The 26,477-nt window shown below is 67.2% G+C and carries 23 protein-coding genes and 1 pseudogene; 11 read left to right on the top strand and 13 right to left on the bottom strand.

Annotated features, from left to right (window positions below):
* From coxB to VHP37_33215, 4 genes are read left to right on the top strand one after another with little or no spacing between them, the layout of a single operon-like run.
* Positions 1-933, top strand: coding sequence for a cytochrome c oxidase subunit II (coxB, locus tag VHP37_33230; GenBank protein HEX2831237.1), 933 nt, complete (start codon positions 1-3; stop codon positions 931-933).
* The gene (ctaD, locus tag VHP37_33225; GenBank protein HEX2831236.1) at positions 930-2,510 is read left to right on the top strand and encodes a cytochrome c oxidase subunit I; all 1,581 of its coding nucleotides are present in this window, start codon (positions 930-932) and stop codon (positions 2,508-2,510) included. The genes coxB and ctaD overlap by 4 nt, the downstream gene beginning before the upstream one ends.
* Positions 2,507-3,127: a cytochrome c oxidase subunit 3 gene (locus VHP37_33220; GenBank protein ID HEX2831235.1), complete on the top strand. Its 621-nt coding sequence runs from the start codon at positions 2,507-2,509 to the stop codon at positions 3,125-3,127. The genes ctaD and VHP37_33220 overlap by 4 nt, the downstream gene beginning before the upstream one ends.
* On the top strand, positions 3,124-3,441 hold the full coding sequence (locus VHP37_33215; GenBank protein HEX2831234.1) for a cytochrome C oxidase subunit IV family protein: 318 nt from the start codon (positions 3,124-3,126) through the stop codon (positions 3,439-3,441). Before VHP37_33220 ends, VHP37_33215 begins: the two co-directional genes overlap by 4 nt.
* A gap of 1 nt (position 3,442) precedes the next feature.
* Here VHP37_33215 and VHP37_33210 read toward each other — a convergent pair whose 3' ends face one another.
* Positions 3,443-4,432: a tripartite tricarboxylate transporter substrate binding protein gene (locus tag VHP37_33210; protein HEX2831233.1), complete on the bottom strand. Its 990-nt coding sequence runs from the start codon at positions 4,430-4,432 to the stop codon at positions 3,443-3,445.
* A 183-nt stretch (positions 4,433-4,615) separates the two neighbouring features.
* On the opposite strand from VHP37_33210, the gene VHP37_33205 reads away from it, so the two are divergent.
* The 4 genes from VHP37_33205 to VHP37_33190 are packed head-to-tail and all read left to right on the top strand — an operon-like array spanning position 4,616 to position 6,688.
* Positions 4,616-5,071 carry a Rid family hydrolase gene (locus tag VHP37_33205; protein HEX2831232.1) on the top strand — a complete coding sequence of 152 codons (456 nt, stop codon included), beginning with the start codon at positions 4,616-4,618 and terminating at the stop codon, positions 5,069-5,071.
* A 13-nt stretch (positions 5,072-5,084) separates the two neighbouring features.
* Complete coding sequence (locus tag VHP37_33200; GenBank protein HEX2831231.1) at positions 5,085-5,213, top strand: hypothetical protein; 129 nt, start codon at positions 5,085-5,087, stop codon at positions 5,211-5,213.
* 13 nt (positions 5,214-5,226) lie between these two features.
* A complete protein-coding gene (locus VHP37_33195) occupies positions 5,227-6,189 on the top strand; it encodes a tripartite tricarboxylate transporter substrate binding protein (GenBank protein HEX2831230.1) in 963 nt (320 codons plus the stop codon).
* A gap of 7 nt (positions 6,190-6,196) precedes the next feature.
* Positions 6,197-6,688, top strand: a complete 492-nt coding sequence (locus VHP37_33190; GenBank protein ID HEX2831229.1) for a spore coat U domain-containing protein — start codon at positions 6,197-6,199, stop codon at positions 6,686-6,688.
* On the opposite strand, the gene VHP37_33185 is transcribed toward VHP37_33190, so the two are convergent.
* From VHP37_33185 to VHP37_33160, 6 genes are all read right to left on the bottom strand, one after another.
* Positions 6,678-8,330 carry an amidase gene (locus tag VHP37_33185; GenBank protein ID HEX2831228.1) on the bottom strand — a complete coding sequence of 551 codons (1,653 nt, stop codon included), beginning with the start codon at positions 8,328-8,330 and terminating at the stop codon, positions 6,678-6,680. The genes VHP37_33190 and VHP37_33185 overlap by 11 nt on opposite strands.
* A gap of 5 nt (positions 8,331-8,335) precedes the next feature.
* Positions 8,336-9,313, bottom strand: a complete 978-nt coding sequence (locus VHP37_33180; GenBank protein HEX2831227.1) for a tripartite tricarboxylate transporter substrate binding protein — start codon at positions 9,311-9,313, stop codon at positions 8,336-8,338.
* A 13-nt stretch (positions 9,314-9,326) separates the two neighbouring features.
* Complete coding sequence (locus VHP37_33175; GenBank protein ID HEX2831226.1) at positions 9,327-10,292, bottom strand: tripartite tricarboxylate transporter substrate binding protein; 966 nt, start codon at positions 10,290-10,292, stop codon at positions 9,327-9,329.
* On the bottom strand, positions 10,292-11,269 hold the full coding sequence (locus tag VHP37_33170) for a tripartite tricarboxylate transporter substrate binding protein (GenBank protein HEX2831225.1): 978 nt from the start codon (positions 11,267-11,269) through the stop codon (positions 10,292-10,294). Before VHP37_33170 ends, VHP37_33175 begins: the two co-directional genes overlap by 1 nt.
* A gap of 74 nt (positions 11,270-11,343) precedes the next feature.
* Positions 11,344-12,642: an amidase gene (locus tag VHP37_33165; GenBank protein ID HEX2831224.1), complete on the bottom strand. Its 1,299-nt coding sequence runs from the start codon at positions 12,640-12,642 to the stop codon at positions 11,344-11,346.
* 42 nt (positions 12,643-12,684) lie between these two features.
* Positions 12,685-13,713, bottom strand: a complete 1,029-nt coding sequence (locus VHP37_33160) for a thioredoxin fold domain-containing protein (protein ID HEX2831223.1) — start codon at positions 13,711-13,713, stop codon at positions 12,685-12,687.
* Between the two features lie 68 nt (positions 13,714-13,781).
* Between VHP37_33160 and VHP37_33155 the strand changes: the two genes are divergently transcribed.
* On the top strand, positions 13,782-15,386 hold the full coding sequence (locus VHP37_33155) for a hydantoinase B/oxoprolinase family protein (protein HEX2831222.1): 1,605 nt from the start codon (positions 13,782-13,784) through the stop codon (positions 15,384-15,386).
* A 114-nt stretch (positions 15,387-15,500) separates the two neighbouring features.
* Positions 15,501-17,573 carry a hydantoinase/oxoprolinase family protein gene (locus VHP37_33150; GenBank protein ID HEX2831221.1) on the top strand — a complete coding sequence of 691 codons (2,073 nt, stop codon included), beginning with the start codon at positions 15,501-15,503 and terminating at the stop codon, positions 17,571-17,573.
* A gap of 5 nt (positions 17,574-17,578) precedes the next feature.
* Here the strand turns inward: VHP37_33150 and VHP37_33145 are convergent.
* A pseudogene (locus VHP37_33145) lies at positions 17,579-18,763 on the bottom strand (MFS transporter).
* A gap of 261 nt (positions 18,764-19,024) precedes the next feature.
* Between VHP37_33145 and VHP37_33140 the strand changes: the two are divergent.
* Positions 19,025-19,198, top strand: a complete 174-nt coding sequence (locus VHP37_33140) for a hypothetical protein (GenBank protein ID HEX2831220.1) — start codon at positions 19,025-19,027, stop codon at positions 19,196-19,198.
* A gap of 138 nt (positions 19,199-19,336) precedes the next feature.
* On the opposite strand, the gene VHP37_33135 is transcribed toward VHP37_33140, so the two are convergent.
* The 5 genes from VHP37_33135 to VHP37_33115 form a co-directional block, all read right to left on the bottom strand.
* Positions 19,337-20,038 (bottom strand): c-type cytochrome, encoded by a 702-nt coding sequence (locus VHP37_33135; protein ID HEX2831219.1) that lies wholly within the window; start codon positions 20,036-20,038, stop codon positions 19,337-19,339.
* A 138-nt stretch (positions 20,039-20,176) separates the two neighbouring features.
* Positions 20,177-20,518, bottom strand: a complete 342-nt coding sequence (locus tag VHP37_33130; GenBank protein ID HEX2831218.1) for a copper-binding protein — start codon at positions 20,516-20,518, stop codon at positions 20,177-20,179.
* Positions 20,515-23,685 (bottom strand): efflux RND transporter permease subunit, encoded by a 3,171-nt coding sequence (locus VHP37_33125; protein HEX2831217.1) that lies wholly within the window; start codon positions 23,683-23,685, stop codon positions 20,515-20,517. The genes VHP37_33130 and VHP37_33125 overlap by 4 nt, the downstream gene beginning before the upstream one ends.
* Positions 23,682-25,187, bottom strand: coding sequence for an efflux RND transporter periplasmic adaptor subunit (locus VHP37_33120; protein HEX2831216.1), 1,506 nt, complete (start codon positions 25,185-25,187; stop codon positions 23,682-23,684). The genes VHP37_33125 and VHP37_33120 overlap by 4 nt, the downstream gene beginning before the upstream one ends.
* A complete protein-coding gene (locus tag VHP37_33115; GenBank protein HEX2831215.1) occupies positions 25,184-26,470 on the bottom strand; it encodes a TolC family protein in 1,287 nt (428 codons plus the stop codon). Before VHP37_33115 ends, VHP37_33120 begins: the two co-directional genes overlap by 4 nt.
* Between the last annotated feature and the right edge of the window lie 7 nt (positions 26,471-26,477).

Below are 26,477 nucleotides of genomic sequence, written 5' to 3'. Positions count from 1 at the left end.
ATGGACGCGGTGTTCCAATGGCTGACGCCGGGCGTGTCCGATGCCGCGCATCGCACCGACGTGCTGTTCTTCTCGCTGCTCGCGATCACCGCGGCGGTCGCCGCGGCGATCTTCGCCGTCGTCGTCGTGTTCGCGATCCGCTATCGCGCGTCGTCCACGGTCGACCGCAGCGCGCCGCCCGCACAGAACCTGCCGCTCGAGCTGGCGTGGCTCGCCGCGCTCCTGGTGAGCTTTCTGTCGTTCTTCGCGTGGGCGGCGTACGACTATCGCGACCTGTACCGCGCACCGGCCGATGCGATGCCGGTCTACGTCGTAGCCAAGCAGTGGATGTGGAAGCTCCAGCACGCGAACGGGCGGCGCGAGATCGATGAGCTGCACGTGCCGGTGGGGCAGGCGGTGCGCGTCGTCATGACTTCGCAGGATGCGATCCACAGCTTCTACGTGCCCGCGCTGCGGTTGAAGCAGGACGTGGTGCCGGGGCGGTACACGAGCATCTGGTTCAGGGCGACGCGCGCCGGCGAATACCACCTGCTGTGCGCCGAGTACTGCGGTACGCAGCACGCCGCGATGCGCGGGCGCATCGTGGTGATGGAGCCGGCGGCGTTCGCGCGCTGGCTCGAAGCGGGCCCGCACGAGCCGGGGCTTGCGCAGCGCGGTTTCGAGCTCTTCCGCCAGTACGGCTGCAGCGGCTGCCACAGCACGCGCTCGGCGGTGCACGCGCCCGAGCTCGCCGGGCTGTTCGGCCGCACCGTGCATCTCGCCGACGGCCGCTCGCTCGTCGCCGACGAAGCGTACCTGCGCGATTCGATCCTGCTGCCGAAGAAAGACGTCGTCGCAGGCTTCGAGCCGATCATGCCCTCGTTCGCCGGCCAGATCGGCGAAGAGGACATCCAGGCGATCGTCCATTACATCCGCTCGACGAGGCGCGAATGACCTATCTGGGCGAAGGCTACACGCTGCGCTCGTGGCTCTCCACGCACGATCACAAGCGCATCGCGCTGCTCTTCGCGATCTCGATCACCGCGTTCTTCTTCATCGGCGGCGCGGCCGCGGCGTTCATGCGGCTCGAGCTCGCGACGCCGGCGGGCGACCTGGTCAGCGACGACACCTACAACCGGCTCTTCACCGCGCACGGCGTGATCATGGTGTGGCTGTTCCTCATCCCGTCGATCCCCAACGTGCTCGGCAACTTTCTCGTGCCGATGATGATCGGCGCGCGCGACCTCGCTTTTCCGCGGCTCAACCTCGCGAGCTGGTACGTGTACATGGCGGGCGGCATCCTGGTGCTCGGCGCGCTGATCTCGGGCGGCGTCGACACCGGCTGGACGTTCTACACGCCGTTCTCGACGATGTTCTCGGACTCGCACGTGGTGCTGACGCTCGCCGGCGTATTCGTCCTCGGCGTGTCCTCGATCATGAGCGGGCTCAACTTCATCGTGACGGTGCACACGCTGCGCGCGCCGGGGATGACGTGGTTCCGGCTGCCGCTCTTCGTGTGGGCGATCTACGCGACGAGCATCATCCTCGTGCTCGCCACGCCGGTGCTCGGCATGACGCTGACCCTGGTCGCGATCGAGCGCGTGCTCGGCGTGGGCATCTTCGACCCGGCGCTGGGCGGCGATCCGCTGTTGTTCCAGCACCTCTTCTGGTTCTATTCGCACCCGGCGGTGTACATCATGCTGCTGCCCGCGATGGGCGTGGCGAGCGAGATCATCCCGTGCTTCGCCCGCAAACGCATCTTCAGCTATCGCTTCATGGCCTACGCGATCATCGCCATCGCGGCGCTCGGCTTCCTGGTGTGGGGCCATCACATGTTCGTGTCGGGCCAGTCGGCCTACGCGAGCATCGTGTTCTCGCTGCTGTCGTTCCTCGTCGCGATCCCGTCCGCGGTGAAGGTCTTCAACTGGACCGCGACGCTCTACAAGGGCCGCATCACGCTGTCCGCGCCGATGCTCTACGCGTGGGGCTTCGTCGGGCTGTTCACGATCGGCGGCATCACCGGGCTCTACCTCGCCTCGCTCGCGCTCGACGTGCATCTCACCGACACCTATTTCGTCATCGCGCACTTCCACTACATCATGGTCGGCGGCAGCGTGATGGCGTATCTCGGCGGCATCCACTTCTGGTGGCCCAAGGCGACCGGCCGCCTGTACCCGGAGATGTGGGCGCGCGTGTCCGCGGTGCTCGTCTTCGTCGGCTTCAACCTGACGTTCTTCCCGCAGTACCTGCTCGGTTATCAGGGCATGCCGCGGCGCTACCACGCGTATCCGGCGGAGTTCACGCTGCTCAACGTGTTCTCGTCGTGCGGCGCCGCGGTGCTGGCGATCGGTTACCTGCTGCCGCTCGTGTATCTGACGTGGTCGCTCCTCAGGGGCGCGGCCGCGGGGGACAACCCGTGGCGCGCGACCGGGCTCGAGTGGCAGACGCCGTCGCCGCCGCCCAAGCACAACTTCGAGGACACGCCGGTGGTGGAGGCGGGGCCGTACGAGTACGAAGGAGCACGCACTTGAGCGCGGGCATCGCCGGCCAGTTCCGCAGCCGCGCGGCCGAGGCCGACGCCGCGCGCTTCGGCTTGTGGATCTTCCTCGCCACCGAAGTGCTCTTCTTCGGGCCGCTCTTCATGGGCTACGTCTACGGGCGGATGCATCTGGGCGACGCGTTCGCCGCGGCGAGCCGCCACACCGACGTGACGATCGGCACGCTCAACACGGCGGTGCTGCTGACGAGCAGCTTCACCATGGCGATGGCGGCCGAAGCGCGGCGGGCGGGTGCGCGCGCGGCGCGCGGCTTGCTCGCGGCGACCGCGCTCCTCGGCTGCGCCTTCCTCGCGCTGAAAGGATTCGAGTATCACGCCGAGTGGCGCGAGCACCTCGTCCCCGGTGCGTCGTTCGCGTTCGACGCGGCGCATGCGCGCGGCGCGGAGATCTTCTACTACCTCTATTTCGCGATGACCGGGGTACACGCGGTGCACCTTACCGTCGGCATCGCGATCGTGATCGGGTTCGCGGTGCGCTTCGATCGCGCGAATGCCGGACACGTCGAGATCGCCGGGCTCTACTGGCACTTCGTCGACGCGATCTGGATCTTCCTGTATCCGATGCTGTATCTCGTGGGGCGCGCGGGATGAAGCCCTACCGGCGCATCGTGCAGGTCTGGGTCGCGCTGCTCGCGCTGCTGGCGCTCACGTTCGGCAGCGCTTACGTGCCGATGGGGGTATGGAACGGCGTGGCGAACTTCGCGATCGCCGCGATCAAAGCCGCGCTAGTCGCACTATTTTTCATGCATCTGCGCGCGCGCGAGCCGGTGCTGCGCCTCACCCTGGCGACCGCGCTCTTCATGCTCGCGGTGCTGCTCGCGCTCGGCCTCGCCGATTACGCGACGCGCGAGCGCTTCGACGCCCCGTGGGAGGCGCCCGCGAGCGCAGGCTCGCGGGCGCCGTAAGTCAGCGCGCGGCCTGCGTGCCCGGGACGTGGATCGAGGCGCGCCGCGCCACGTCGGTCCACTTCTCGACCTCGGCGTGGATCATCCTGCGGATCTCCGCCGATTTCATCGGCATCGGCTCCGCGGCGTCGGCCATGAGGCGCTGCCTGGTGGCGGGGTCCGCGAGGATGTCGTCGAACGCCTTTTGCAGCGCCTCCCGCGGGCCGCGCGGCACGCCCGCCGGCGCGGAGACGCCCCACCAGACCGCGACCTCGTAGCCGGGATAGCCCGACTCGGCGACCGTGGGCACGTCCGGGACCACCGGACTGCGCTTGGAAGCGCCGACGGCGAGCAGCTTGAGCCGGCCGCTGCGCACGTTCGGCAGCACCTGGGTCAACGAGCTGAACATGATCGGCACCTGGCCCGCCATGACGTCGGTCATCGCAGGAGCGCCGCCGCGATAGGGCACGTGCACGAGGTTGACGCCGGTGGTGCTCTTGAAGAGCTCGCCGCCGAAATGGTTGAAGCCGCCGACGCCCGTCGATGCGTAGTTGATCTTGCCCGGCGCCGCTTTCGCGCGCTCGACGAGCTCGCGCACCGAGCCGATGTTCGATTTGGAGGAGGTCACGATGCAGTTCGGCGCGGTCGCGATGGTGGCGATCGGATCGAAGGACTTCTCGACGTTGTAAGGCAGCGAGCGCACCGCCGCGTTCATCACGAACGAGGTGGAGATCATGAGCACCGTATAGCCGTCGGCGGGCGACTGCGCCGCGAGCTCGGTGCCGATGATGCCGTTCGCGCCGGCGCGGTTGTCGATGACCACCTGCTGGTGCAATCGCTCGGTCAGCTTCTCGCCGAGATAGCGGCCGAGGACGTCGTTGCTGCCGCCGGGTGGGAAGGGAATGATCCAGCGTATGGGTTTGTCCGGGTAACCGGCGGCCGACGCGAGGCCGCTCCAGGACAGGGTGCTGCCGACTGCTGCTGCTGCTGCGAGCGCAAGCTTCCACTGCATGTGACACCTCATGAGATGACGAGTGGGGTCCGGCATGCATGAGACCGAGCGCGCCCGCCGATCCTTACGCTGCCCGGAAGGGCCGGGTTGGCGCGAAGCGCGCCGCGATGTTACTGTCCCTGCAACCATCGACCTCAGTCCGCGGTTCGCTACAGCAATCGTTCTTCCTCACCAGGAGGCTTCATGCTGGAACGCTACTACGTCACGCCCGAGAACTCGTACAAGGTCGGCGGCAACAGGCAGGTCATCTACACCCCGGTCATCGTGGTCCGGAGCGAGGACCATCACGCGCACGTCTATCTCGCCGGCCGCACCTCGCGCACCCTCGAAGGCGAGGTCGCGTGCAAGGGCGACATGCGCGGCCAGATCCGGGAGGTGTGCATCGCGATCCAGATCGCGCTCGAGAGCGTCGGCGCGACGATGGCGGACATCACCCGCACCACGACGTATACGACCGACATGAAGTCGTATTTCGCGGCGATCGACGAGCGCTTCAAGTATTTCAAGGATCCGCTGCCGACCAGCACGCTGATCGGCGTGGCCTGCCTCGCGATGCCCGAGATGCTGGTCGAGATCGAGTGCGAGGCGATCGTGGAGAAAGAGCGGCTGCGCATACCGGCCGACGCGGTCCGGCGCTGAAGCGGGCGCCGCCGTGAGATCGGCGTCGCACATCAGAACGGTGCGCTACAGCACGCCCGAGGAGTTCTCGCGCTTCATCCGCGCCGAATACGACCGCTGGGGCCCCGTCATTAAACAGGCCGGGGTGCGCATCGGCGACTGAGGAGGAGGTCGGCATGCCGTTCCATCGCTCTACGGGGCTGGTCGCGTTACTCCTGTCCGCAGCGGCGTGGAGCCAGGCTTATCCGGCGAAACCGGTGCGGGTCATCGTCCCCTATCCCGCCGGCGGCGGGGCGGATTTCGTCACGCGCATCGCGACCAAAGCGTTGAGCGACAACCTGGGCCAGCAGTTCTTCGTCGACAACCGTCCGGGCGCGAACGGCAACCTCGGCGCCGACATCACCGCCAAGGCGCCTGCGAACGGCTACACCCTGATGAGCTGCGCCAACACGACCGTCACGATCAATCCCAGCCTGTACCGGCAGATGCCGCTGGACATGCAGAAGGACCTCGTCGCGGTGGGCACGATCGCGGGCCAGCCGAACGTGCTGATCGTGCACCCGTCGCTGCCCGCGCGCAGCGTCAGGGATCTCGTGGCGATCGCGCGTGCGCGCGCCGGACAGCTCGATTACGCCTCCGCCGGCACCGGCTCGTCGTCGCACATCGCGGCCGAGCTCTTTCGGGTCGAAGCGAAGATCGCGATCACGCACGTGCCCTACAAAGGGAACGGGCCCGCGATGTCCGACCTCATCGGCGGGCAGGTGCAGCTCATGTTCAACAATCTCGCGCCGTCCATGGCGCAGGTGAAAGCCGGCAAGCTGCGCGCGCTCGCGGTCACGAGCGAGCGCCGCTCGGCCGCGGCGCCGGAGCTTCCAACGATGGGCGAGGCGGGCTTTCCGGGCGTCGTCTTCAACCTCTGGGTCGGCATGCTCGCGCCCGCCGGAACGCCGCCCGACATCGTCTCCAGGTTGAACGCGGAGATCGCGAAAGCCGCACAGGCGCCCGACGTGCGCGAGCGCCTCCTGGCCGAAGGCAGCGAGCCCTATACGATGAGCCCCAGCCGGATGTCGGAAGTGATACGGCAGGAGACCGCCCAGTGGGCGCGGGTGGTCAAGGCCGCGAAGATCGAGCCGCAGTGAGGGCGACATGACTGCATACGTGCGTTGGCTGGTAGTGCTCGGACTCGTGCTCCCCGGCTTGGCCGTCGCGGCGACCGCGACCACGACCTTCACGGTGAGCGGCACGGTCGTCCCGACCTGCACGATGTCGGCGGCCGCGCTGAACTTCGGGACGGCTATCCCGAACCCGATCAACGCCCCCATCGACGTGACGAGCACCGTCACCGCGACGTGCTCGGCCGGAGCCCCGTATACGATCGCCATGAGCGTGGGAACGGGCGCGGGCGCGACCTACAGCGGACGCAGCATGACGGCCGGCGGGAACGGGCTCACCTACAACCTGTACAACGATGCCGGCCGCACCTCGATCTGGGGCGACGGGACCGGAGGCAGCAACCTCTCCCGCGGCAGCGGGACCGGCGCGGCAACGGTGCACACCGTGTACGGCCGCATCCGCAGCGGCCAGTCCGTGCCGACCGGCACCTACACCGACGCGATCACCGTCACGATCAACTTCTGATCGGCGAGCGCACCGGCGTCAGGTTGAAGACGTTCGCCGGCTCGTCTTCCCACTCGCCGATCGGGATGCGGTCGACCATCGCCTGCGCATACGGGGCCGCTTCGCAAAGCTGAAGCAGCAGGTGCTCGGGCAGGTCCAGACCGGCGCGCTTGCACAGCGCTTCCACCCACACGCGCGTGTGCGGGTCCTGCGGTTGCGATGAATGCGCGTGAGGCGCGGGCTCTACCGGCGGAAGCGGGGCGCCCGGTACGATGCGCGGCCGCGCGGCGCGCCAGCTCGTCGCGCGCTCGTAGGCATCCGCAATCCGCAGCACGGTCGCTTCGTCGAAGGGGCGGCCGGCGATCTGCAACCCGAGCGGCAGGCCGTTCTTCGCGAACCCGCTGCACACCACGATCGCCGGGTCTCCGGTGACGTCGAAGACCGTCGGTATGTTCGGCGTCTGCCAGTTGTCCCAGAAGCCTTTCCGGTCCGGCGCGAGCACCGGCGCGGCGTCCAGCCCCGGCGTCAGCAGCGCGTCGTAACGTTCGTACAGCGGCTGCATCGCGCGCACCAGGCGCCGGCGCTGGCGCTGGGCGCGCATGTAATCGGCGCTCTGGAAGAGACACGCGATGAGCACGCGGCCGATGTAGTGGGCGCCGTAATCCTGCGGCCGCCGCTGGAAGTCGCGCTGATGGATGGCGAACGCCTCGGTCTCGCCGATGATCATCTTCGCGTCGTAATACTCCTGGGCTCGCGCGATGCGCGCGGTCTCGATGCGCGCACCGAGCTTCTCGAGCACCGCGATCGCTGCGTCGGTCGCGTGCGCGAGCTCCGCGCCGATCGGGACGTCTTCTTCCCAGAGATGGCGCAGCACGCCGATCCTCAGGCCCCTGATGTCGCCGGTCAGCGCTCGACGGTAGTCGGGCACCGGCACGTCCGCGCTGGCGGGGTCGTTGGCGTCGTAGCCGGCGATCGCGCCGAGCGTGATCGCGCAGTCTTCGACGGTCCACGCGAGCGGACCGCAATGATCGAGCGAGAACGAATTCGGAATGACGCCGTAGCGGCTCACGCGGCCGTAAGTGGGCTTGATGCCGACGACGCCGCAATACGACGCGGGCTTGCGGATCGAGCCGCCGGTGTCGGTGCCCAGGGCCGCGAATACGAATCCGGCGGCGATGGCCGCGGCGGAGCCGCTGCTCGATCCGCCGGTGAAATGCGCGAGGTTCCACGGATTGCGCGCAGGCGGCCACGGCAGATCGAAGCACGGCCCGCCGTGCGCGAACTCGTGGGTCGCGGTCTTGCCCATCAGTATCGCGCCGGCCTCCGCGAGCTTGCGCGTGGTGGTCGCGTCGAAGGCGGGCGTGAAATCGCTCGCGACCTTCGAATGTGCGGTCGTGCGTATGCCGCCGGTGTAATAGATGTCCTTCAGACCGATCGGTATGCCGTGCAGCGGACCGCGATTGCGCCCCGCGGCGATCTCGCGCCCGGCGCTGCGAGCATCGTCCAGCGCGCGGTCGGCGGTGACCGTGAGGAACGCCCGCACCTGCGGATCGAGCGCGTCGATGCGCTCGAGCAGGGAGCGCGTGAGCTCCACCGGCGAGATTTCCCGTGCGGCGATGAGCTTCGCCGCGGCCGCGATCGTGAGGTCGTGAAGGTCGCGCATTACTGTCACTCCAGCCGTATGCCGGCGCGTTTGATGACTTTCGCCCAGCGCGCGATCTCCGCCTGGATGTTCGCGGCGAACGATTGCGGCGTGTTGCCGCCCGGTGTCGGTACGCGCCCGTTCGCGGTCTGCATGTCCCGGACGTCGGGCAGGTCCAGGATCTTCGCGACTTCCTGCTGCAGCCGGTTCACGATCTCGTTCGGCGTTCCCGCCGGCGCGAGCAGGCCGTACCAGCCGCTCACGTCGTAACCCGGAAATCCGGATTCCGCGATGGTCGGAACTTCGGGCAGGAGCGCGGCGCGTTTGGCGGTCGTCACCGCCAGCACGCGCGCCTTGCCGCTCCTGACGTGCGGCATTCCGGAGGTGATCGAAGGAAAGAACGCATCGACTTCGCCCGAGATCGCCGCGGCCAATGCCGGCGCCGCACCCTTATAGGGAACGTGTACCGCGTCGAAGCCGGCGAGCGTCTTGAGGAGCTCCATCGAGAGATTGCTCATCTCGCCGCTGCCCGACGATCCGTAGGTGAGCTTGCCCCGGCTCGATTTCGCCAGCGCGACGAACTCCCTGACGCTCTTCGCGGGCACCGTTGGATTGACCACGAGCAGGTAGGGCGCGCCGCCCAGCTGGGTGATCGGCGCGAGGTCCTTCACCGCGTCGTACGGCAGCTTCGAGTACAGGCTCGGCTGCGCGGTGTAGCTCGCGGCGACCAGGACGAGCGTGTAGCCGTCGGGCGGCGATTTCACCGCGAGCTGCGTGCCGATGATGCCGCCCGCGCCGGGCCGGTTGTCGATGATGAATTGCTGTCCGAACGCCGCGGTGAGCTTCTGCCCCACCATGCGCGCGACGAAATCCTGTCCGCCGCCGGGGGCGATGGGCACGATGACGCGCACCGGTTTCGCCGGATAGCCTTGGGCGCCGGCCGCAGCGGCCCACGCGAGCGCGAGCAGTGCGCCGGCGATGCGCGGTATGCGATTGCGGGTCATGCACGATTCCCTTTCATTCGGCGCGCGTACCGGAGGCCTTCGCCACCCTGGTCCACTTCTCGATCTCGCGTTTGACGAACGCAGCCATCCATTCGGGCGTGTTCTCGCCGAACGCGGTGCCGTCGCTGTAGAGGCGCTGCTGGACGTCCGGCAGTCGCAGGATCGCGTTGATCTCGCTGTTGAGCTGCTTGACGATCGAACGCGGCGTTCCCGCCGGGGCGAACAGTCCGCTCCAGCTGATCGCTTCGAAGCCCGGCACGCCCGCTTCGGCCGCCGGCGGCACGTCGGGCAAGGTCGGAATGCGTTTCAGCGACGACACGGCGAGCGCTTTCAGCTTGCCGGCCTTGACGTGCGGTGCGGCCGCGAGCGAGTCGCAGAACATCAGGTCGGCCTGGCCCGCGAGGAGATCGGTCAGCGCCGGGCCGGTTCCCCGGTATGGAACGCTGACGAAGCTCGTCTTCGTCATCGTGCGGAACAGCTCGCCCGCGAGGTGCGACGGGCTGCCGATGCCCGAGATCGCCGCGGTGAGCTTGCCGTTGCTCTTGCGGCCGAGCTCGATGAGCTCCTTGAGCGTATGGATCGGCAACGCCTGCGGCACCACGACCGCGTAATACGTCGGCGACAGCATGGCGACCGCGTCGAAGCTCCTGATCGGATCGAACGGCAGGGAATCGTAAACGCCCGGATTGGTCGCGAACGAACCCGACGTCGCCATCAGTGTGTAGCCGTCCGCGGGCGACTTCGCGACCAGCGCGGCGCCGATGTTCCCGTTCGCGCCGCTGCGGTTGTCGACCAGCACCGGCTGCCCCCAGCGCTCGCTGAGCTTTTGTCCGACGGTGCGCGTGTGAGCGTCGGTGCCGCCGCCCGGCGCGAACGGCACGACCACGCGGATCGGCTTGGCCGGATAGGTCTGCGCGCCGGCGGGCGCAGCGACGAGCAGCAGCGATGCGATGAGGTTCGAATACAGCAAGGCGCTCATCACTGCAGCTTCAGATGCGTCTGCTGCATGAGCTTTCTCCATTTCTGGATCTCCTGCGCGATGGTTTCTGCGAACTGCGCCGGCGTGCCGGCCGCGGCTTCGGAACCGTCGGTGCTCAGGCGGCTTTGAACTTCCGGAACGCTCAAGGCGCGCGCGACGGCCTGGTTGAGCTGCGTGACGATCGGGTGCGGAACGCCCGCGGGCGCGACGAGCCCATACCAGCCGGTGAGATCGAACTTCGGCACTCCGGACTCGGCGATCGTCGGGAGCTCCGGCAGCGCTTTGGCGCGGCGCGCGCTGGTGACCGCGAGCGCGCGGACCTTGCCGGTCTTGACCGCGGCGCCGGCCGACACCGCACTGCCGAACAGGAGCTGGATCTGGCCGCCGACGAGCTCGGTGATCGCCGGACCGATGCCTTTGTACGCGATGTGCGTCATCTCGACGCCGGCCATCTGCTTGAAGAGCTCCATCCCGAGATGGGCCGACGATCCATGGCCGGACGAACCGTAGTTGAGCGCGCCGGGCTTGCTCTTGGCGTAGCTCACGAGCCCTTTCACGTCGTTGACGGGTAGCGACTGCGACACCATCAGTACGTACGGCTGCTTCGCGAGCAGCGAGATCGGCGCGAACGCCTTGTTGATGTCGAAGTCGACCTTGGTCACCAGGGTCGCGCTGACGACCGAGCTGCCGGACGCGATCATCAGCGTGTAGCCGTCGGCCGGCGATTTGGCCGCGAGCTCCATCGCGATCACGCCGTTCGCGCCGGGCCGGTTGTCGACCACGAGGGGCTGGCCGAGCAACTCGCTCAGGCGAGGTGCGACGAGCCTCGCGAGCGTGTCGCTGCCGCCGCCGGGTGCGAATCCGACGAGCACCCTGACCGGTTTGGTTGGAAAAGCGGGGGCGGTCGACGACGCCGCATTCGCAGCGTCGATCGCGCCGCACGTCGTAAGCGCGAGCAGCGCAAGGGTCCTGAGCACGTACAAGGCAGTTCTCTCCTCGGTTACCAGCGATGGATTCGCTGTTGTTGTTTTATGTTCGGGTGAATGCGCGTTCAGCCGAGCGCGCGGTAAATCCAGTCTGCCGCTGCAAGCAGCTCGCGATCGCGGCTGCGCTTGCCCACGACGAGCGCGCCGACGGGCAGGCCGGCGGGGCCGCGAAAGACCGGGATGGAAATCGCAGGCAGGTGCATGGTCGTCCAGATCAGCGCGGGCTTCGAGCTGCCGGTGGTCGAGAATCCGATCGGCGCCTCACCCGTTCCAGGGGCGGCCAGAACCGCGTCGTAGGGCTCGAGCAACTGCGCGATCAGCGCGCGGCAATGCTCCACCACGCTACGCGCCTGCACGTAATCGTCGTAGGTGCACGACACGCCGTCCCTGATGCGGCCGTTGCGCAGCGTCTCGCTCAACCGGTCCCAGTGATGCTCGATCTCCCACGTGTAATTGAGCGCGAACTCGAAGCCGGCGATGAGGCCGCGCGCTTCGGCGGCTTCTTCGAAGACGCTCGGCAGATCGAGGTCTTCGACCGCGGCGCCCGCGCGGCGCAGTTGATCCGCGGCGCCTTCCAGCAGTGTGCGCGTCGACGGCTCGAGGAGGTCCCAGAAGTGCGTGCGGCAGAACGCGATGCGCGGCGCGCTGGCGCGCTTGGTTAGCGGCGTCGGCTCGGCGCCGAGCAGCACGTCGCGATGCAGGGCGATGTCGTCGATCGAGCGCGCGAAGAGACCCAACGTGTCGAACGAGCTGGAAGCTTCCTTCACGCCTGCACAGCGCAGCTCGCCCCACGTCGGACGGTAGCCGAAGACGCCGCAGTACGAAGCGGGCTTGACCGTCGAGCTGGTGCCCTGCGAGCCGATCGATACGGGCACCATGTAGTCGGCCACCGAGGCCGCGGACCCGCTCGACGAGCCGCCGGGCGTGCGTGCGAGGTCCAGCGGATTGCGCGTCTTCGAAGGATGGCGGTTCGCGAACTCCACGGTCACCGCTTTGCCGAGCAGCACCGCGCCGGCCTTGCGGCTGAGCGCGACACACGCGGCGTCGGCCCGCGGCCGGAAGCCGGCGTAGATGGGCGAGCCGTACTCGGTCGGCATGTCGCTCGTGTCGATGATGTCCTTGACGTTGAACGGCACCCCGTAGAGGGGCCCGCGCCGGGTCTCGCGGTCCATCGCGCGCGCCGCGGCGATCGCCTGGTCCGGATCGACGTACTGCCACGCCTGCACGTCGCCGTCGCGCTCCGCGATGCGCTCGAGGCACGAGCGCGCGACCGCCTCGCACGTCGCGTCGCCCGAACGGATCGCTTGGACGATCTCGCTCGCGGTGAGGCGGTGCAGGGGCGGGGCGCCAGTACGTGTAGCCATGTGCATAGTATAGTATGCGAATGTATACACGCGCTACGACCGCTACCACAGCTGCACTTTGCCCCCGGCCCTCCTGATCTTCTCCGCGCGCTGTTGCACGTAGCGCTGAAAGCTCGGTTCGTTCCGGTAGCTCCCGGACGTTACGTATTCGAAGCTCGACTCGAGATGGAAGGGCCGCAGATAGCCTTCCACGCGGAACACCTCCCTGCCGGCCGCGTCGAAGAACACGATCGTCGGAACGTAAGCGACGCCCAGCCGCCGCGCCCACTCTCCTTCCGTGAGCTTTTCGCCGGTGCGGGTGACGACCGGCTCGCGGCCGAAGAGCTCGAGGCGCACGACTTCGAGCGCCCCGAGCCGGGTACGCACCGATGGCGTTTTGAAGCCCTCGCGGTGGAGCTGGTCGCATGCCGCGCATTCCTTCTGTTCGAACAGCACTGCAAGCGGTTTGCGGGGTTGTGGCGAGCGCGCGAGGTCGTAAGGCCGTTTCACGAAGAACGGCTCGTCGTGCAGCACGCCGCTCGCCTGCTCGCGTGCGTTGGCCGCGAGGTACTGCGGGAACGATGTGCGCGCTTCATGACGGCCCGCGACGTAATCGAGCGCAACCGAGAACTGATGCGGCGGGTAATAGCCGTTCAGCCGCAGCACGACCTGCCCCTTCTCGTCGAGGAACAGCAGCGTCGGCGTGAACTGCACTTTCAGCAGTGCCGCGAGGCTCTTCTCGGTGTACGTCTTGCGGTCCAGCCACTTGACTTCGGTATCGCCCCAGATGTTCACGGCGATCGCGTCGAAGTGGCGCCGCGTCTTGTCGGCGATGTCCTTCTGGCCGAAATTGGCGCGCATGAGCTCGCGGCAGTACGGGCAGCCGTCCTGGCCGAAGTAGACGAGGACACGCTTGCCGCGCTTCGCCGCGTCGGCGATCTCTTCCCCGAAATCGAGGAAGCTCGGCTTGAACCACGCCGGGATGTCGATCGCGTGCGGACTCGGATTGAACGGCGCGGTTGCGGCGGGCGCGCAGGATGCCCACAGCGTGATCAGCGCGGCACAGCCCCGCACGAGGAATTGCGCAAGCACTCCGGATGCTCCAGTATCGATGAGGCCAGTATAGTAACGGCGCGTACCGATTCACAGGAGAGCGGGCAATGCAGCAGACATTCAACGCCGTGACGCTCGAGATGATCTGGACGCGGCTCATCTCGATCGTCGACGAGGCCGCGGCCGCGCTCGTGCGCACGTCGTTCTCCACCATCGTGCGCGAGTCGAACGATTTCGCGTGCGTGCTCACCGACGCGCGCGGCCAGTCGATCGCGCAGGCCAACGACAGCATCCCGTCGTTCATCGGCACCGTGCCGCGCACCATCCGCCACTTTCTCGACGAGTTCCCGCCGGAGACGCTCGAGCCCGGCGACATCCTGATCACCAACGACATCTGGCAGGGCACCGGGCACCTTCCGGACATCACGGTCGCCAAGCCGGTGTTTCTGGACGGGCGCATCGTCGGTTTCGCCGGGTCGGTCGCGCACTCGCCGGACATCGGCGGCAGGATCCGTTCCGCCGAATCGAAGGAGGTGTTCGAAGAGGGGCTGCAGATTCCGATCATGAAGGTGATGCGCCGCGGCGAGATCGACCAGACCTTCGAGCGCATCCTGCGTAAGAACGTGCGCGTGCCCGACCAGGTGATGGGCGACCTCTACGCGCAGTTCACCGGCCTGCACCTGATGGAGCGGCGGCTCATGGACCTCATGAGCGAGCAGGGCCTGGGCTCGCTCGAAGCCCTGGCCGACGAGATCCACAGCCGCTCCGAGGCTGCGATCCGCAACGCGATCCGGGCGCTGCCCGACGGCGTCTATGCACACACCGCGGTCAGCGACGGCTTCGCCGAGCCGATCGAGCTCAGGATGAAGATGACGGTGCGCGGCGATGCGCTCGACATCGACTTCACCGGCTCGGCGCCGCAGGTGCTGCGCTCGATCAACGTGTGCCTCGCGTACACGATCGCGTATACCGCGTACGGCGTGAAGGCGGTGCTCTCGCCCGAGGTGCCCAACAACGACGGCGTCCTGCGGCCGATCCGGATCACCGCGCCGGAAGGATCGATCCTGAATTCGCGGCACCCCGCCGCGGGTGGCGCGCGCGCGCTCATCGGACATTTCCTGCCGATGATGGTGATCAGTGCGCTCGCCGAAGCGATGCCCGACAAGGTGATGGCGACGGTAGGCTCGCCGCTGTGGTGCATCAATCTCTCCGGCGTGAATCCGGAAGGCAGGACGTTCGCCAACCTCTTCTTCATGAACGGCGGCTACGGCGCGGCTCACGATCGCGACGGCGCCAATGTGCTGAGCTGGCCGAGCAACATCTCGTCGACCCCGGTCGAGATGATCGAGAAGCTCGCGCCGCTCAAGGTGCGCCATCGACGGTTCCGCACAGGCACCGGCGGCAAGGGTCGATACCGCGGCGGGACGGGCCAGGAGATCCTGTTCGAGTCGACGTCGAAAGCGCCGGCGATCGCGACCTTCCTGGCCGAGCGCACGCGTGCCGAGGCGGCGCCCGCCGGCGTTGCCGGAGGCGAGGCGGGCGCGCCGGGGGAAGTGCTGATCAACGGCAAGCGCGTCGACCCCAAGGCGCAGCACGTCGTCGAATGCGGCGCGACGATCGAGCTCAGGACGCCGGGCGGCGGCGGCTACGGGCCGCCTGCCGAGCGTCCCGACGCGCTCGTCGAGAGCGACCGCGCCGACGGTTATGTTTAGGAGGTGTCATCGCGAGGAGCGAAGCGACGCGGCGATCTCGTGGCGCACGGAGCGGACGCTCCGGGATTGCTTCGTCGCTTGCGCTCCTCGCAATGACTTGATCAAAGTGCCTAAATGACCTATTCACTCGCCATCGACATCGGCGGCACGTTCACCGACATCGTCGTCTACGACCATGCGCGCGCGCAGTCGCTGAGCCACAAGGAGCTCACGACGCCGCATGCGCCGCACGAAGGCGTCGTCAGCGGCATCCGGCGCCTCTTCGGCCAGCGCGAGATTCCGTACTCGCAGGTCGTGCGCGTGGTCCATGCGACGACGCTCTTCACCAACGCGCTGATCGAGCGCAAGGGCGCGCTGACGGGCCTGATCACGACTGCCGGATTTCGCGACACGCTCGAGCTGGGACGCGAGCACAAGTACGAGCTCTACGATCTCTTCATCGACCTGCCGAAGCCGCTCGTGCGTCGGGCGTTGCGCCTCGAGGTGCCCGAGCGCACGACGGTCGATGGCCGGCCCGAGATAGCGCTGGACGAGCAAGCACTGCTCGCCCGGGCGCAAGAGCTGCGCGACGCCGGCGTGGCTTCGGTCGCGGTCGTCTTCCTTCATGCGTACGCCAATCCCGCCCACGAGCGCCGCGCGGCCGAGTTGCTGCGCAGCGCGTACCCGGAGCTGTTCGTCTCGCTTTCGAGCGATGTGTCGCCGCAGATCCGCGAGTTCGAGCGCGCGTCGACCACCGTCGCCAACGCCTACATCAAGCCGCTCGCGGACAGCTATCTCGAGCTCATGAGCCGCGAGATCGCGGCGCTCGGCATCTCCGCGCCGCTTTTCATGATGCTCTCCAACGGCGGTCTGACCCACATCGACGAGGCGAAGCGCGTCCCGATCCAGCTCCTCGAATCGGGGCCGGCGGCCGGTGCGCTGGCCGGGGCGTTCTTCGGCGCGCGCTCGGACGTGTCCGATGTGCTCGCGTTCGATATGGGCGGCACGACCGCGAAGCTCTCCATCATCGATGGAGGTCAGCCGCTGATCGCCTACCGCTTCGAAGCGGGGCGTCAAAAGCGCTTCGCCGAAGGCAGCGGCCTTCCGTTGAACATTTCCACGGTGGAGCTGATCGAGATCGGCGCCGGCGGTGGAAGCATCGCGGCTATCGATACGCTCGGGCTGCTCAAGGTGGGTCCGCGCAGCGCCGGCGCGGCGCCCGGGCCGGCGTGCTACCGGCGCGGCGGCAACGATGCGACAGTGACGGACGCCAACCTGACGCTCGGCTATCTCGATGCGGCGAATTTTGCGGGCGGGACGATGCCCATCGACCCCGCGGCAGCGACGCGCGCGATCGACCCTTTGGCGAAGGCCTCGCGGCTCGACGGGCCCGAGCTCGCGTGGGGCATCCACTCGGTCGTCAACGAGAACATGGCTGCGGCCGCACGGGTCCACATCGCCGAGCGCGGCCACAGTGCCGACCGCTTTGCGCTGCTCGTCACCGGCGGGGGAGGACCGCTGCACGGATGCGAGGTCGCGCGCCGGCTAGGTATAAAGCGCGTGATCTGTCCGCCGGGCGCCGGCGTCGCTTCGGCGCTCGGGCTTCTCATGGCGCCTGCGCGCATCGATCGCGTAGGAACACTTACCGCGCGCCTCGACGAGCTCGACTGGCGCGCGCTCGAGTCCGCCTACACCGCGCTGGAGCGCGAAGCGCAAGCGGTGATCGAAAAGACGCTGGCGGGAAGCGCTGCGACCTCGGTCGCACGTTCGGCCGACATGCGTTTCGTCGGGCAGGGATTCGAGCTCGTGACCTCGTTGCCGGCAGGACCTTATACGCACGATTCCGAAGCCGCGCTGCGCGAGGCTTTCCTGGAGGCGTATCGCCGGATGTTCATGAAAGTGCCTCCGGTTGCGAACATCGAGATCATCAACATCCGCGTCGCGGTCTCCGCGGCCACGGGCGGCGGACGCCTGAATACCGCGGGACCCCAGGCGTCGACAGGCGACGCCCGCAAGGGTGTGCGTCGCGCGTGGGTGCCGGCACGGAAAGCGTATGCGGACGTGCCGGTCTGCGAGCGCTCGGCGCTGGCCGCCTTTGAGACGATCGTCGGACCGGCGATCGTGGAAGAGCCGTCGTCGACGCTGATCGTGCCGCCCGATGCGCGCGCGGTCTGCGACGCGGCGGGCAATATCGTCGTGGAGCTCTAGCGGGATCAGCGTGGATTGACGGCGGTGCGTCGCGAGGACACCGAAAGCGCATACCAGAGCACGCCGACGGCGGCCACGACGACGAGAAGCAATGAGACGTAGCTGAGCAGTGTCCAGCCTTGCGTGGTGACCAACGCGCCCGAGGAGAACGAGGACACCATCATCATGCCGAACACGCAGAGATTGATCGCGGCCTGGGTCTTGTCCCGTTCTTCCGGTCGATACGCCTTCAGCGACAGCGAGGTGCCCGCCGTAAAGAGGAAATTCCAGCCGACGCCCAGCAGGAACATCGAGGCGACGAAATGCGGGACGTCGTTGCCCGCCAGCGCGGCGGCGATGCACATCACGTTGAGGACCAGGCCCGCGAAGAGGACCGGGATCTCTCCAAACCGGGTGATCAGGCGGCCGGTAAAAAAACCTGGTGCGAACATCCCGACGACGTGCTATTGCAGCACCAGTGCGGCGTCGCTGAACGCATGTCCGCACATCTTCATGGCGATCGGCGACGCGGCCATCAGCATGTTCATGACCCCATAGCTGACCGCGGCGGCCAGCGTGCTCACGACGAACACGGGCTGGCGCATGATCACGGAGAGCGGCCGTCCTTCGGCGGACTGCCTGTTCTTCGAAAGCGGGACCGGGAATTGAACGAGCGAGATGACGCCTGCGGAAACGAGCGCGAGGACCGACAGCGCGACGTAGGCGCCTACGAAGGGCGCCTGCGTCATGTGCTGTGTCCATTGCGCGAGACTGGGGCCGATTACGCCGCCCGCGAGTCCGCCGGCGAGGACGATCGAAACGGCGCGATGACGATACTCAGGCCGGGCAAGCTCCGCGGCGGCGAAGCGGTACAGCTGACCGTTCGCGCTGTAGTAGCCGGCCAGCATCGTCGCGGTCACGAGCAGCCAGAAATCGGCGCTGGTCGCCGCATACGCTGCAAGCAGGGCGGAAAACACTGCCACGGCGAGTCCGAGCTGAAAGGAAACCTTGCGGCCCCAACGCGCCTGCGACCATGCCACCGGACCCGTGGACAGCGCGCCGCCGACGACGTAACCCATGATGGGCAGGGTCGCCATCCAGGGGTAGGGTGCGAGCGACAGACCGACCAGACCGTTGATCGCGACGAATACCACATTGTTCGTGAGAAAAAGGCCTTGAGCTGCGGCCATCAGCCATAAATTGCGGTTCACCGTATCTCGTCACCACTATTGTTGTAGCCATGCCCCGTCTGCTGCACAGCAGACGGCGGCCGAACTCGCGGCCCGCATGGTGCCACAGGAATCGGCGATCGAACGATCGGCCGCTTGACATTCGTATCGCGCGGGTCGGTGTCCGGCGCCTTTGCGATTCGCGATAATGGTGTGATCGCTCCTTAAGCGGCCGTCTGCATTCGTTCGTGTGGGGCACGCGCCGTCTCGGGCACGCCGCAGAGGCCGCATCGGAGAGTCGAAATGACTGATTGCTGTAACGACAAGGGGTGCCCGATCGAAGCGCTGCGAGACCGGCAGGCTTCGACCTTTCGAACCGTCCTCGCGATCAACGTCGTGATGTTCGTGGTCGAATTCGCATCCGGGCTCACGGCGCGGTCCTCGGCGTTGTTGTCATTGCGCGCGCATCCCGCATAGCCTGCTGCGCTGGCTCGAGCTTCGCATTCCGCCGCTCGTTGCAGCTTATGCCGGGGAATGATGTATCTGTTGAGGACGCGGCGCACGAGCTCCACCAGCACTTTCGGGATCGGACACGTTACCGTGCAGATCGAGCCCTCAGTTGCACGACGCCTTGATGAAGCCGCTGATTTCAGCGGGAGAGGCGAACACGAGCGACACTCGGTCGCCCATCATGCCGGACCCCACAATGACAGGCTTTCCGGGTTGCGGCCCATCCCCGCTCGAGTCGGTTTTCAGGCGTAAGTTGTATTCCCACACCTTGTGCACGGTGCCGTTCGCGGTTCTGATCGTGTAGGTGTCGCGACAGTGAGATGCGGACAGCACCTGCGAATCGGCGCCGGCCTTCTTCAGATTCGCCCGCTGGGAGCGGCCCATCATCATGCCGCCTTCCTGTTTTCCGGTGGCGGTGGGCGCGGAGTTCTCGGCGACCGCTTTCAAGTACGCGATGAGATCCTGCCGAGCACCCGGGTCCTTGATGCCCGGGAACGTCATGGCGTTTCCCGGAACGAACCGGCCGGGACCGGCCAGCCATTGGTCGAGCGTCTTCTCGTTCCAAGTCACGGCGGAACGTTTGAGTGCGTCGGAGTAGCGCAGGAAGTCCTTGCTGGAGGCCGCGCGCTGACCCCACGCATGCGCCAGGCTGGGCCCGGTCAGGTGCTCGCCAGGCTTCGTGGAATGACAGGCGGCACATTGCTGAAACAGTTTCGCGCCTCGCGATGTGTCACCCGCCGCGGCCGCGACCGGCGCAGCGATCATGACCAGCGAAGCCGTCAGAGTACCAGCGATAATCCGAAACATCCTGAGCTCCTTGTATCCGCGCTCTTGATAAAGGCCAGAACGGCGGCGATCTCGGCATCGCTCAGCCGTCCTCCGAACGCCGGCATATCGCTCCGGTATCCCGGCGGCGCGTGGGGCCCTATGCCACGCGTGATGGGGCTATTTGGCGCTCGTGATGACGTAGTCCTTGCCGCGCTGCTCGAACTCGACTGTGACCTTCTTGCCTTGCGCGAGCTTCTCCATGACAGCCTTGTCCCGGACCTTGAAGGTCATGGTCATCGCAGGCCAGCTCATGCTTTTCACGGGCTCGTGATCCAGCGTCACGGTCTGCGCCTTGGCGTCGACGCTTTTCACCGTGCCTTTGGCAATGTGTTTGCCGGGCTTGGCGTCCTTGGCCATCTGCGACGGGGACATGTCCTTCATGTCCATGCCTTTCATGTCGCCCGCGTGAACGGTGGCGATGCTGCCGGCGAACGCGATTGTGAAAACGACTGCTTTCATCGTACTTCTCCTGTGGTTGCTACGTGGTTGAACAAACGACGATGGAAACGCGGCTGGCGCATGAGCAGGTAAGCCGCGGGTATGACGAACATCGAGAGCAGCGGAGCGGTGATCATGCCGCCGATCATCGGCGCGGCGATGCGCTGCATGATCTCCGCGCCCGTGCCGTCGGACCACATGATCGGCGCCAGGCCTGCGACGATCACCGCGACGGTCATCGCCTTCGGCCGGACGCGCAGCACCGCGCCTTCCTCGATCGCGGCCAGCAGCGTCTCGCGTGTATTCGGTGCGCCTGCCGCGAGCCGCGCGTCGAGGGCGTGCCGGATGTAGACCAGCATGACGACACCGAATTCCGCGGCGAGCCCCGCGAGCGCGATGAAACCGATCGCGCTGGCGACCGAAAGATGATGGCCGAGCAGGAACACGTACCAGATGCCGCCGACGAGCGCGAACGGCAGCGCGCTCATGATGAGCGCCGCTTCGCCGGCGCGACTGAAGGTGAGAAAGAGCAGGACGAAGATGATCATCAGCGTGAAGGGCACCACGACCTTCAGGCGCTGCGCCGCCCGCTCCAGATACTCGAACTGCCCCGACCACTGAACGGACACGCCCGGCGGCAGGTTGACAGCGCCGGCCACGGCGCGCTTCGCGTCGGCGACCACGGACGCGAGATCGCGGCCGTGGATGTCGACGTAGATCCAGCCCGACAGGCGGGCGTTTTCGCTCTTGAGCGACGCGGGACCGTCGGCGATGCGCACCGCGGCGACGGCGGACAGCGGAATCTGCGCGCCCGCGTCGGTGACGATCGGCAACTGCCGCAGGTCGGTCAGTGAATCCCGCAGCTCGCGCGGATAGCGCACGTTGATCGGAAAGCGCCTGCGGCCTTCGATGGTTTCGCCGATGTTCTCGCCGCCGATCGCGGCGGACACCACCGACTGGACATCGGAGACGTTCAGGCCGTATCGAGCCGCCGCCGCCCGATCGATATCGACGTCGATGTAACGGCCGCCGGTTACGCGCTCGGCGAGAGCGGACGTGACACCTGGAACGTCCTTCACCAGCCGCTCGATCTCCCCCGCGACTTTCTCGATCTCCGGCAGGTCGGGACCGGACACCTTGATGCCGAGCGGGCTCTTGATGCCGGTCGCGAGCATGTCGATCCGATTGCGGATCGGAGGTATCCAGATGTTCGCGAGGCCGGGCACGCGGACCAGCCCGTCCAGCTCCTGGGTGAGCTTGTCCGGCGTCATGCCTGCTCGCCATTCGTCGCGCGGCTTGAGCTGCACCGTCGTCTCGAACATTTCCAGCGGCGCCGGGTCGGTCGCGGTTTCCGCGCGGCCCACTTTGCCGAACACGCGCGCGACCTCGGGAACGGTTCGGATCAGCCGATCGGTTTGTTGAAGGATCTCGGCAGCCTTCGCGGGCGAGATTCCGGGCAGCGCGCTCGGCATGTACAGCAGGTCGCCTTCGTACAGCGGCGGCAGGAACTCGCCGCCGAGTCGGGTCAACGGAAGCACGCTGAGCAGCAGAACCGCGACCGCCACCGCGATGGTCGTCTTCGGCCACCGCAGGACCGCACCGAGCATCGGGCGATAGACGGCGATGAGGCCGCGATTGATGGGATTGCGCCGCTCTTCCGGTATTCGGCCCCGGATGAAATAGCCCATGAGGACCGGAATCAGCGTCACCGCGAGGCCTGCGGCCGCCGCCATCGCGTAGGTTTTGGTATAAGCGAGCGGCGCGAAGAGCCGGCCTTCCTGAGCCTCCAGCGCAAACACCGGTACGAAGGAAAGGGTGATGATCAGCAGCGAGAAGAAAAGAGCCGGTCCGACCTCGGCGGAGGCGTCCGCGATGACCTGCCAGCGCTCCGATGTGCCGATTCGCTCGCCCGGATGGGCGTGCGACCACGCTTCGAGGTGCTTGTGGGCGTTCTCGATCATCACGATGGCCGCGTCGACCATCGCGCCGATGGCGATGGCGATCCCGCCCAGCGACATGATGTTCGCGTTGACCCCCTGGTAGTACATGACGATGAACGCCACGAGCACGCCGAGCGGGAGCGTCACGACCGCGACGAGGGCCGAGCGCAAGTGCAGCAGGAAGGCGATGCACACCAGCGCGACGACGATGAATTCCTCGACGAGCTTCTCGCGAAGGTGGCTGACGGCACGCTCGATGAGTCCCGAACGGTCGTAGGTCTCGACGATCTCGACGCCTTCAGGGAGACCTTTGCGAAGCTCGGCGAGCTTCGTCTTGACCGCGTTGATGGTCTCGAGCGCGTTTTTGCCTGCGCGCATGACGATCACGCCGCCCGCGACTTCGCCTTCACCGTCGAGCTCGGCGATGCCGCGGCGCATCTCCGGCCCCATCTGCACGCGCGCAACGTCGCGCAGCAGGACGGGAACGCCGCTCTTCGACGTCGTCAGCGGTATCGATCGGAAATCGTCGAGCGTCTTCAGATAGCCGCTCGAGCGGACCATGTACTCGGCTTCGGCGAGCTCCACGATCGAGCCGCCGGACTCGCGGTTCGCGTTCTGCACCGCGCCGATCACGCGCGAGTGCGGAATCCCGTAAGCACGCAGCCGGTCGGGGTCGAGCACGATCTGGTACTGGCGCACCATGCCGCCGACGCTCGCAACTTCGGAGACGTTCGGCAGGGCCTTGAGCTCGTACTTGAGAAACCAGTCCTGGATCGCCCGCAGCTCGCCGAGGTCGTGCTTGCCCGTGCGATCGACCAGCGCGTACTGGTAAATCCAGCCGACGCCGGTGGCGTCCGGCCCCAACCCCGGTTTCGCCTGGGGCGGCAGTCGGGATTGGACCTGATTCAAGTACTCGAGCACGCGCGACCGTGCCCAGTACGGATCGGTCGCATCGTCGAAGAGGATGTAGACGAACGAGTCGCCGAAGAACGAATAGCCTCGAACCGTCTTCGCGCCCGGGACCGAAAGCATCGTCGTCGTGAGCGGATAGGTGACCTGGTCTTCGACGATCCGCGGCGCCTGGCCCGGGTACGTCGTGCGGACGATCACCTGCACATCGCTGAGATCGGGCAGGGCGTCGACCGGCGTGCGCATCGCTGCGTAAATGCCCCACGCCGTGACGAGCAGCGTCGCCATCAAGACGAGAAAGCGGTTCGCGATCGATGCGCGTATGAGAGCGGCGATCATTTCGCGCTCCTCGCGGAGAGGCTCTCGATCACGTAATCGCCGTTCTTGTCCGGGTTCGCACGCACCGTGAAGTCGACCGTGTCGCCGGGCTTCAATGTGTCGAGCGCACCGCGGTCGGCGACGGCGAATCCCATGTGCATCGCCGGCCACTTCATCGACGGGATCGCTGCGTGGTCGAGATCGATGCGGCCCTTTGCGGGATCGATGGCCGTGATACGGCCGTGGCCGCGGTGACCTTCGGGTTTTGCATCGGTCTGTTTCGCCGGGACGGGCGAGCTCTCCAGCCGTGACAGCGTGCTGCGCAGGCTGGCCTCGGAGTCGATGAGGAACTGTCCGGAAACGACCACGCGCTCGCCGGCTTTCAGGCCTTTGCGGATCTCGGTCTCGGCGCCGGACTCCATTCCCGGCTCGATTTCGGCGACGCGAAAGCGTCCCTCGTTTTCGGCGACGATGACGACCGTGCGCTCACCGGTCCGTATGACGGCTTCGGTCGGCACGAGCAATAGCTCCTGCGCGCGCGGCGCGAAGCTCACGTTCGCATACATCCCGGGCCGCAAGCGGCCTGCGGCATTGGCGACCTCGACGCGCAGGCGCACCGTTCGAGTCGCGGCATTGATTTCGGGCAGGACGGCGCTGACGCGGCCTTTCACGACCTCGTTCGGATAGGCCGCGAGATGAACTTCGACGCGGCTTCCGGGCACGAGCTGCCCGGCCTGCGTTTCGGGCACTTCGGCCACGACCCACACCGTGCCGAGGCCTGCGATGCGAAACAGTGTGGTGCCTGCGGTGACCGTCATGCCCTGGCGCGCGCCCAGCTCGGCCACCACGCCTGAAATGGGGGAGGCGAGGGTGATACGCGGCTGAGGCGTGCCGCTGCGCTCGATCGCGGCGACCTGCGATTCCGACATGCCGAGCAGCAGCAGGCGCTGCCGCGCGGCCGTCGCAAGCTCGCCCGATCCGTTGTCCGCGCGTTTGCGCAGGAGCAGATACTCCTCCTGCGCCGCCGCCCATTCGGGAATGAGCATCTCGACCAGCGGCGCGCCTTGCCGCACCGGGTCGAGCGGTGCGCGCACATAAAGGCGCTCGATGAAACCGTTTGCCCGCGGCTGTACGAGCACCACCGAGCGCTCGTTGTACTCGACGGTCCCGACGGCGCTCAGCTTGGGCGCCATCGAACCGCGTTTCACTTCGGCCGTGCGTATGCCCAGGCTCTGCGCCACGCGAGGACTGACCGTGACCGCGCCCTGGTCCTCGGTCTCGCCTGCGTAGCGGGGCACGAGCTGCATATCCATGAAAGGCGATTTGCCGGGCTTGTCGAAGCGATGCTGCGGATACATCGGGTCGTACCAGTAGAGCACCTTCTTGTCCGTCGTCGCGGCCTCGGACGTCTTCGGCGCGGCGGTTACGGGGTGCGCGCGATGGGAGGCGAACCAGTAGCCGCCGGCTGCGCCCGCCGCCAAAGCCACGACCCATGCAACGGCTGCCGCTGCGCCGCGATTCATGGTTTCACCTCGTGATCGAAGAGGTAGTTCAGGCGCGCCCACGCGCGGGCCCTCTCGAGCTCCGCGGACAAACGCGACAGCTCGACCTCGGTCTCGGCCCTGCGTGCTTCCAGGACGCTCGCAAGCTCGCCGCGTCCGCCGCGATACGCGGCGAGTGCGAGCGCCGATCGCTCGCGCGTCAACGGCAGCACTTTCTTCTCGAATTGCGCGACGCGTTGCCCCGCGTAGCTCCAGTCGGCGACGAGCATGCGCACTTCGGCCTCGTGCATGCGCCGGGCGTCTTCGCGCATCGCCCGCGCCTGCTCGAGCTGCTTCACGCGTGCGGCGACGTCGCGGTCCTGGCGCTGTGCTCTCCAGAACGGCAAGTCCATGGTCACCATGACGCTGACCATGTTCGAGAACCGCGGCTCACGTTGGCCGAAAGAGACTTCCCAGCTCCAGTCGGATTTGCGGGCGCTCGCCGCCAGGGCGACTTCGCTCTCGGCGAGCGCTTCACGTTGCGCGAAGACTCGCTGATCCGGATGCGCATCGATGTCGGCGACGAGCGTATGAGGCGCATGCGCGAGCGTTTCGATGTTCGGCGGAGGGCCGAGCGGCCGGTCGGCAGCCTCTCCGACCAGGGCCGAGAACGCGGCTCGCGCGCGTGCGACCGCGCGCTGCTGTTCGAGGATGCGGTCCTGAACGGTCTCCGCGGCGGCACGCGCGCCGACGGCGTTCGCCGGGCTCATGCGGCCCCCGGCGACGGCAGGGCCGGTCGTCTCGGCTTCGAGCCGCAACGCTTCCTGCAGCCTCGTGACCGCCTGCAGGCTTCGCTCGGCGTAATAGAGCTCCAGCCAGGCGAGCGCGGTGTCCTGCCGAACCTGTGTGCGTTGCGCGGCGAGGGTTGCAGCCTCGACCGATTGCTCGCGCTCCGCACGCTCACCGCGCGCGCGGCGCTTGTCCGCATTCGGCACGTCCTGCATGTAGCCGATGCGGCGCATCGTCATGAAATCGCGCGTCAGGCTGAACGCGTCGGGGTTGCTGACCGGGACGTTGTCGAGGCCCAGCCTGAGCTTCGGGTCGGGCAGCTCGCGCGCCCGCGCGACCTGTTCGCCGACCGCGCCGACGGCGGCCTCCTGGGCCGTGAGGCGCGCGGAGCGCTGCTCGGCGACTTGCAGCGCTTCCTGGAACGCGAGCGGCCACAGATCGGCCGCTTGCGCAAAGGCGCATGCGGCGGCCAGGGTTGGAATGAATAGAAGCAGCGTGCGCCATGGCGCGCGCGCGCAGGTCGAAACTGATTGCATGAAGCCT

The sequence above is a fragment of the Burkholderiales bacterium genome (assembly GCA_036262035.1).
Classification (GTDB): Bacteria; Pseudomonadota; Gammaproteobacteria; order Burkholderiales; family SG8-41; genus JAQGMV01.
Note: the sequence above shows the minus strand (reverse complement) of the source record. Positions and strands in the feature narration are given on the sequence as shown.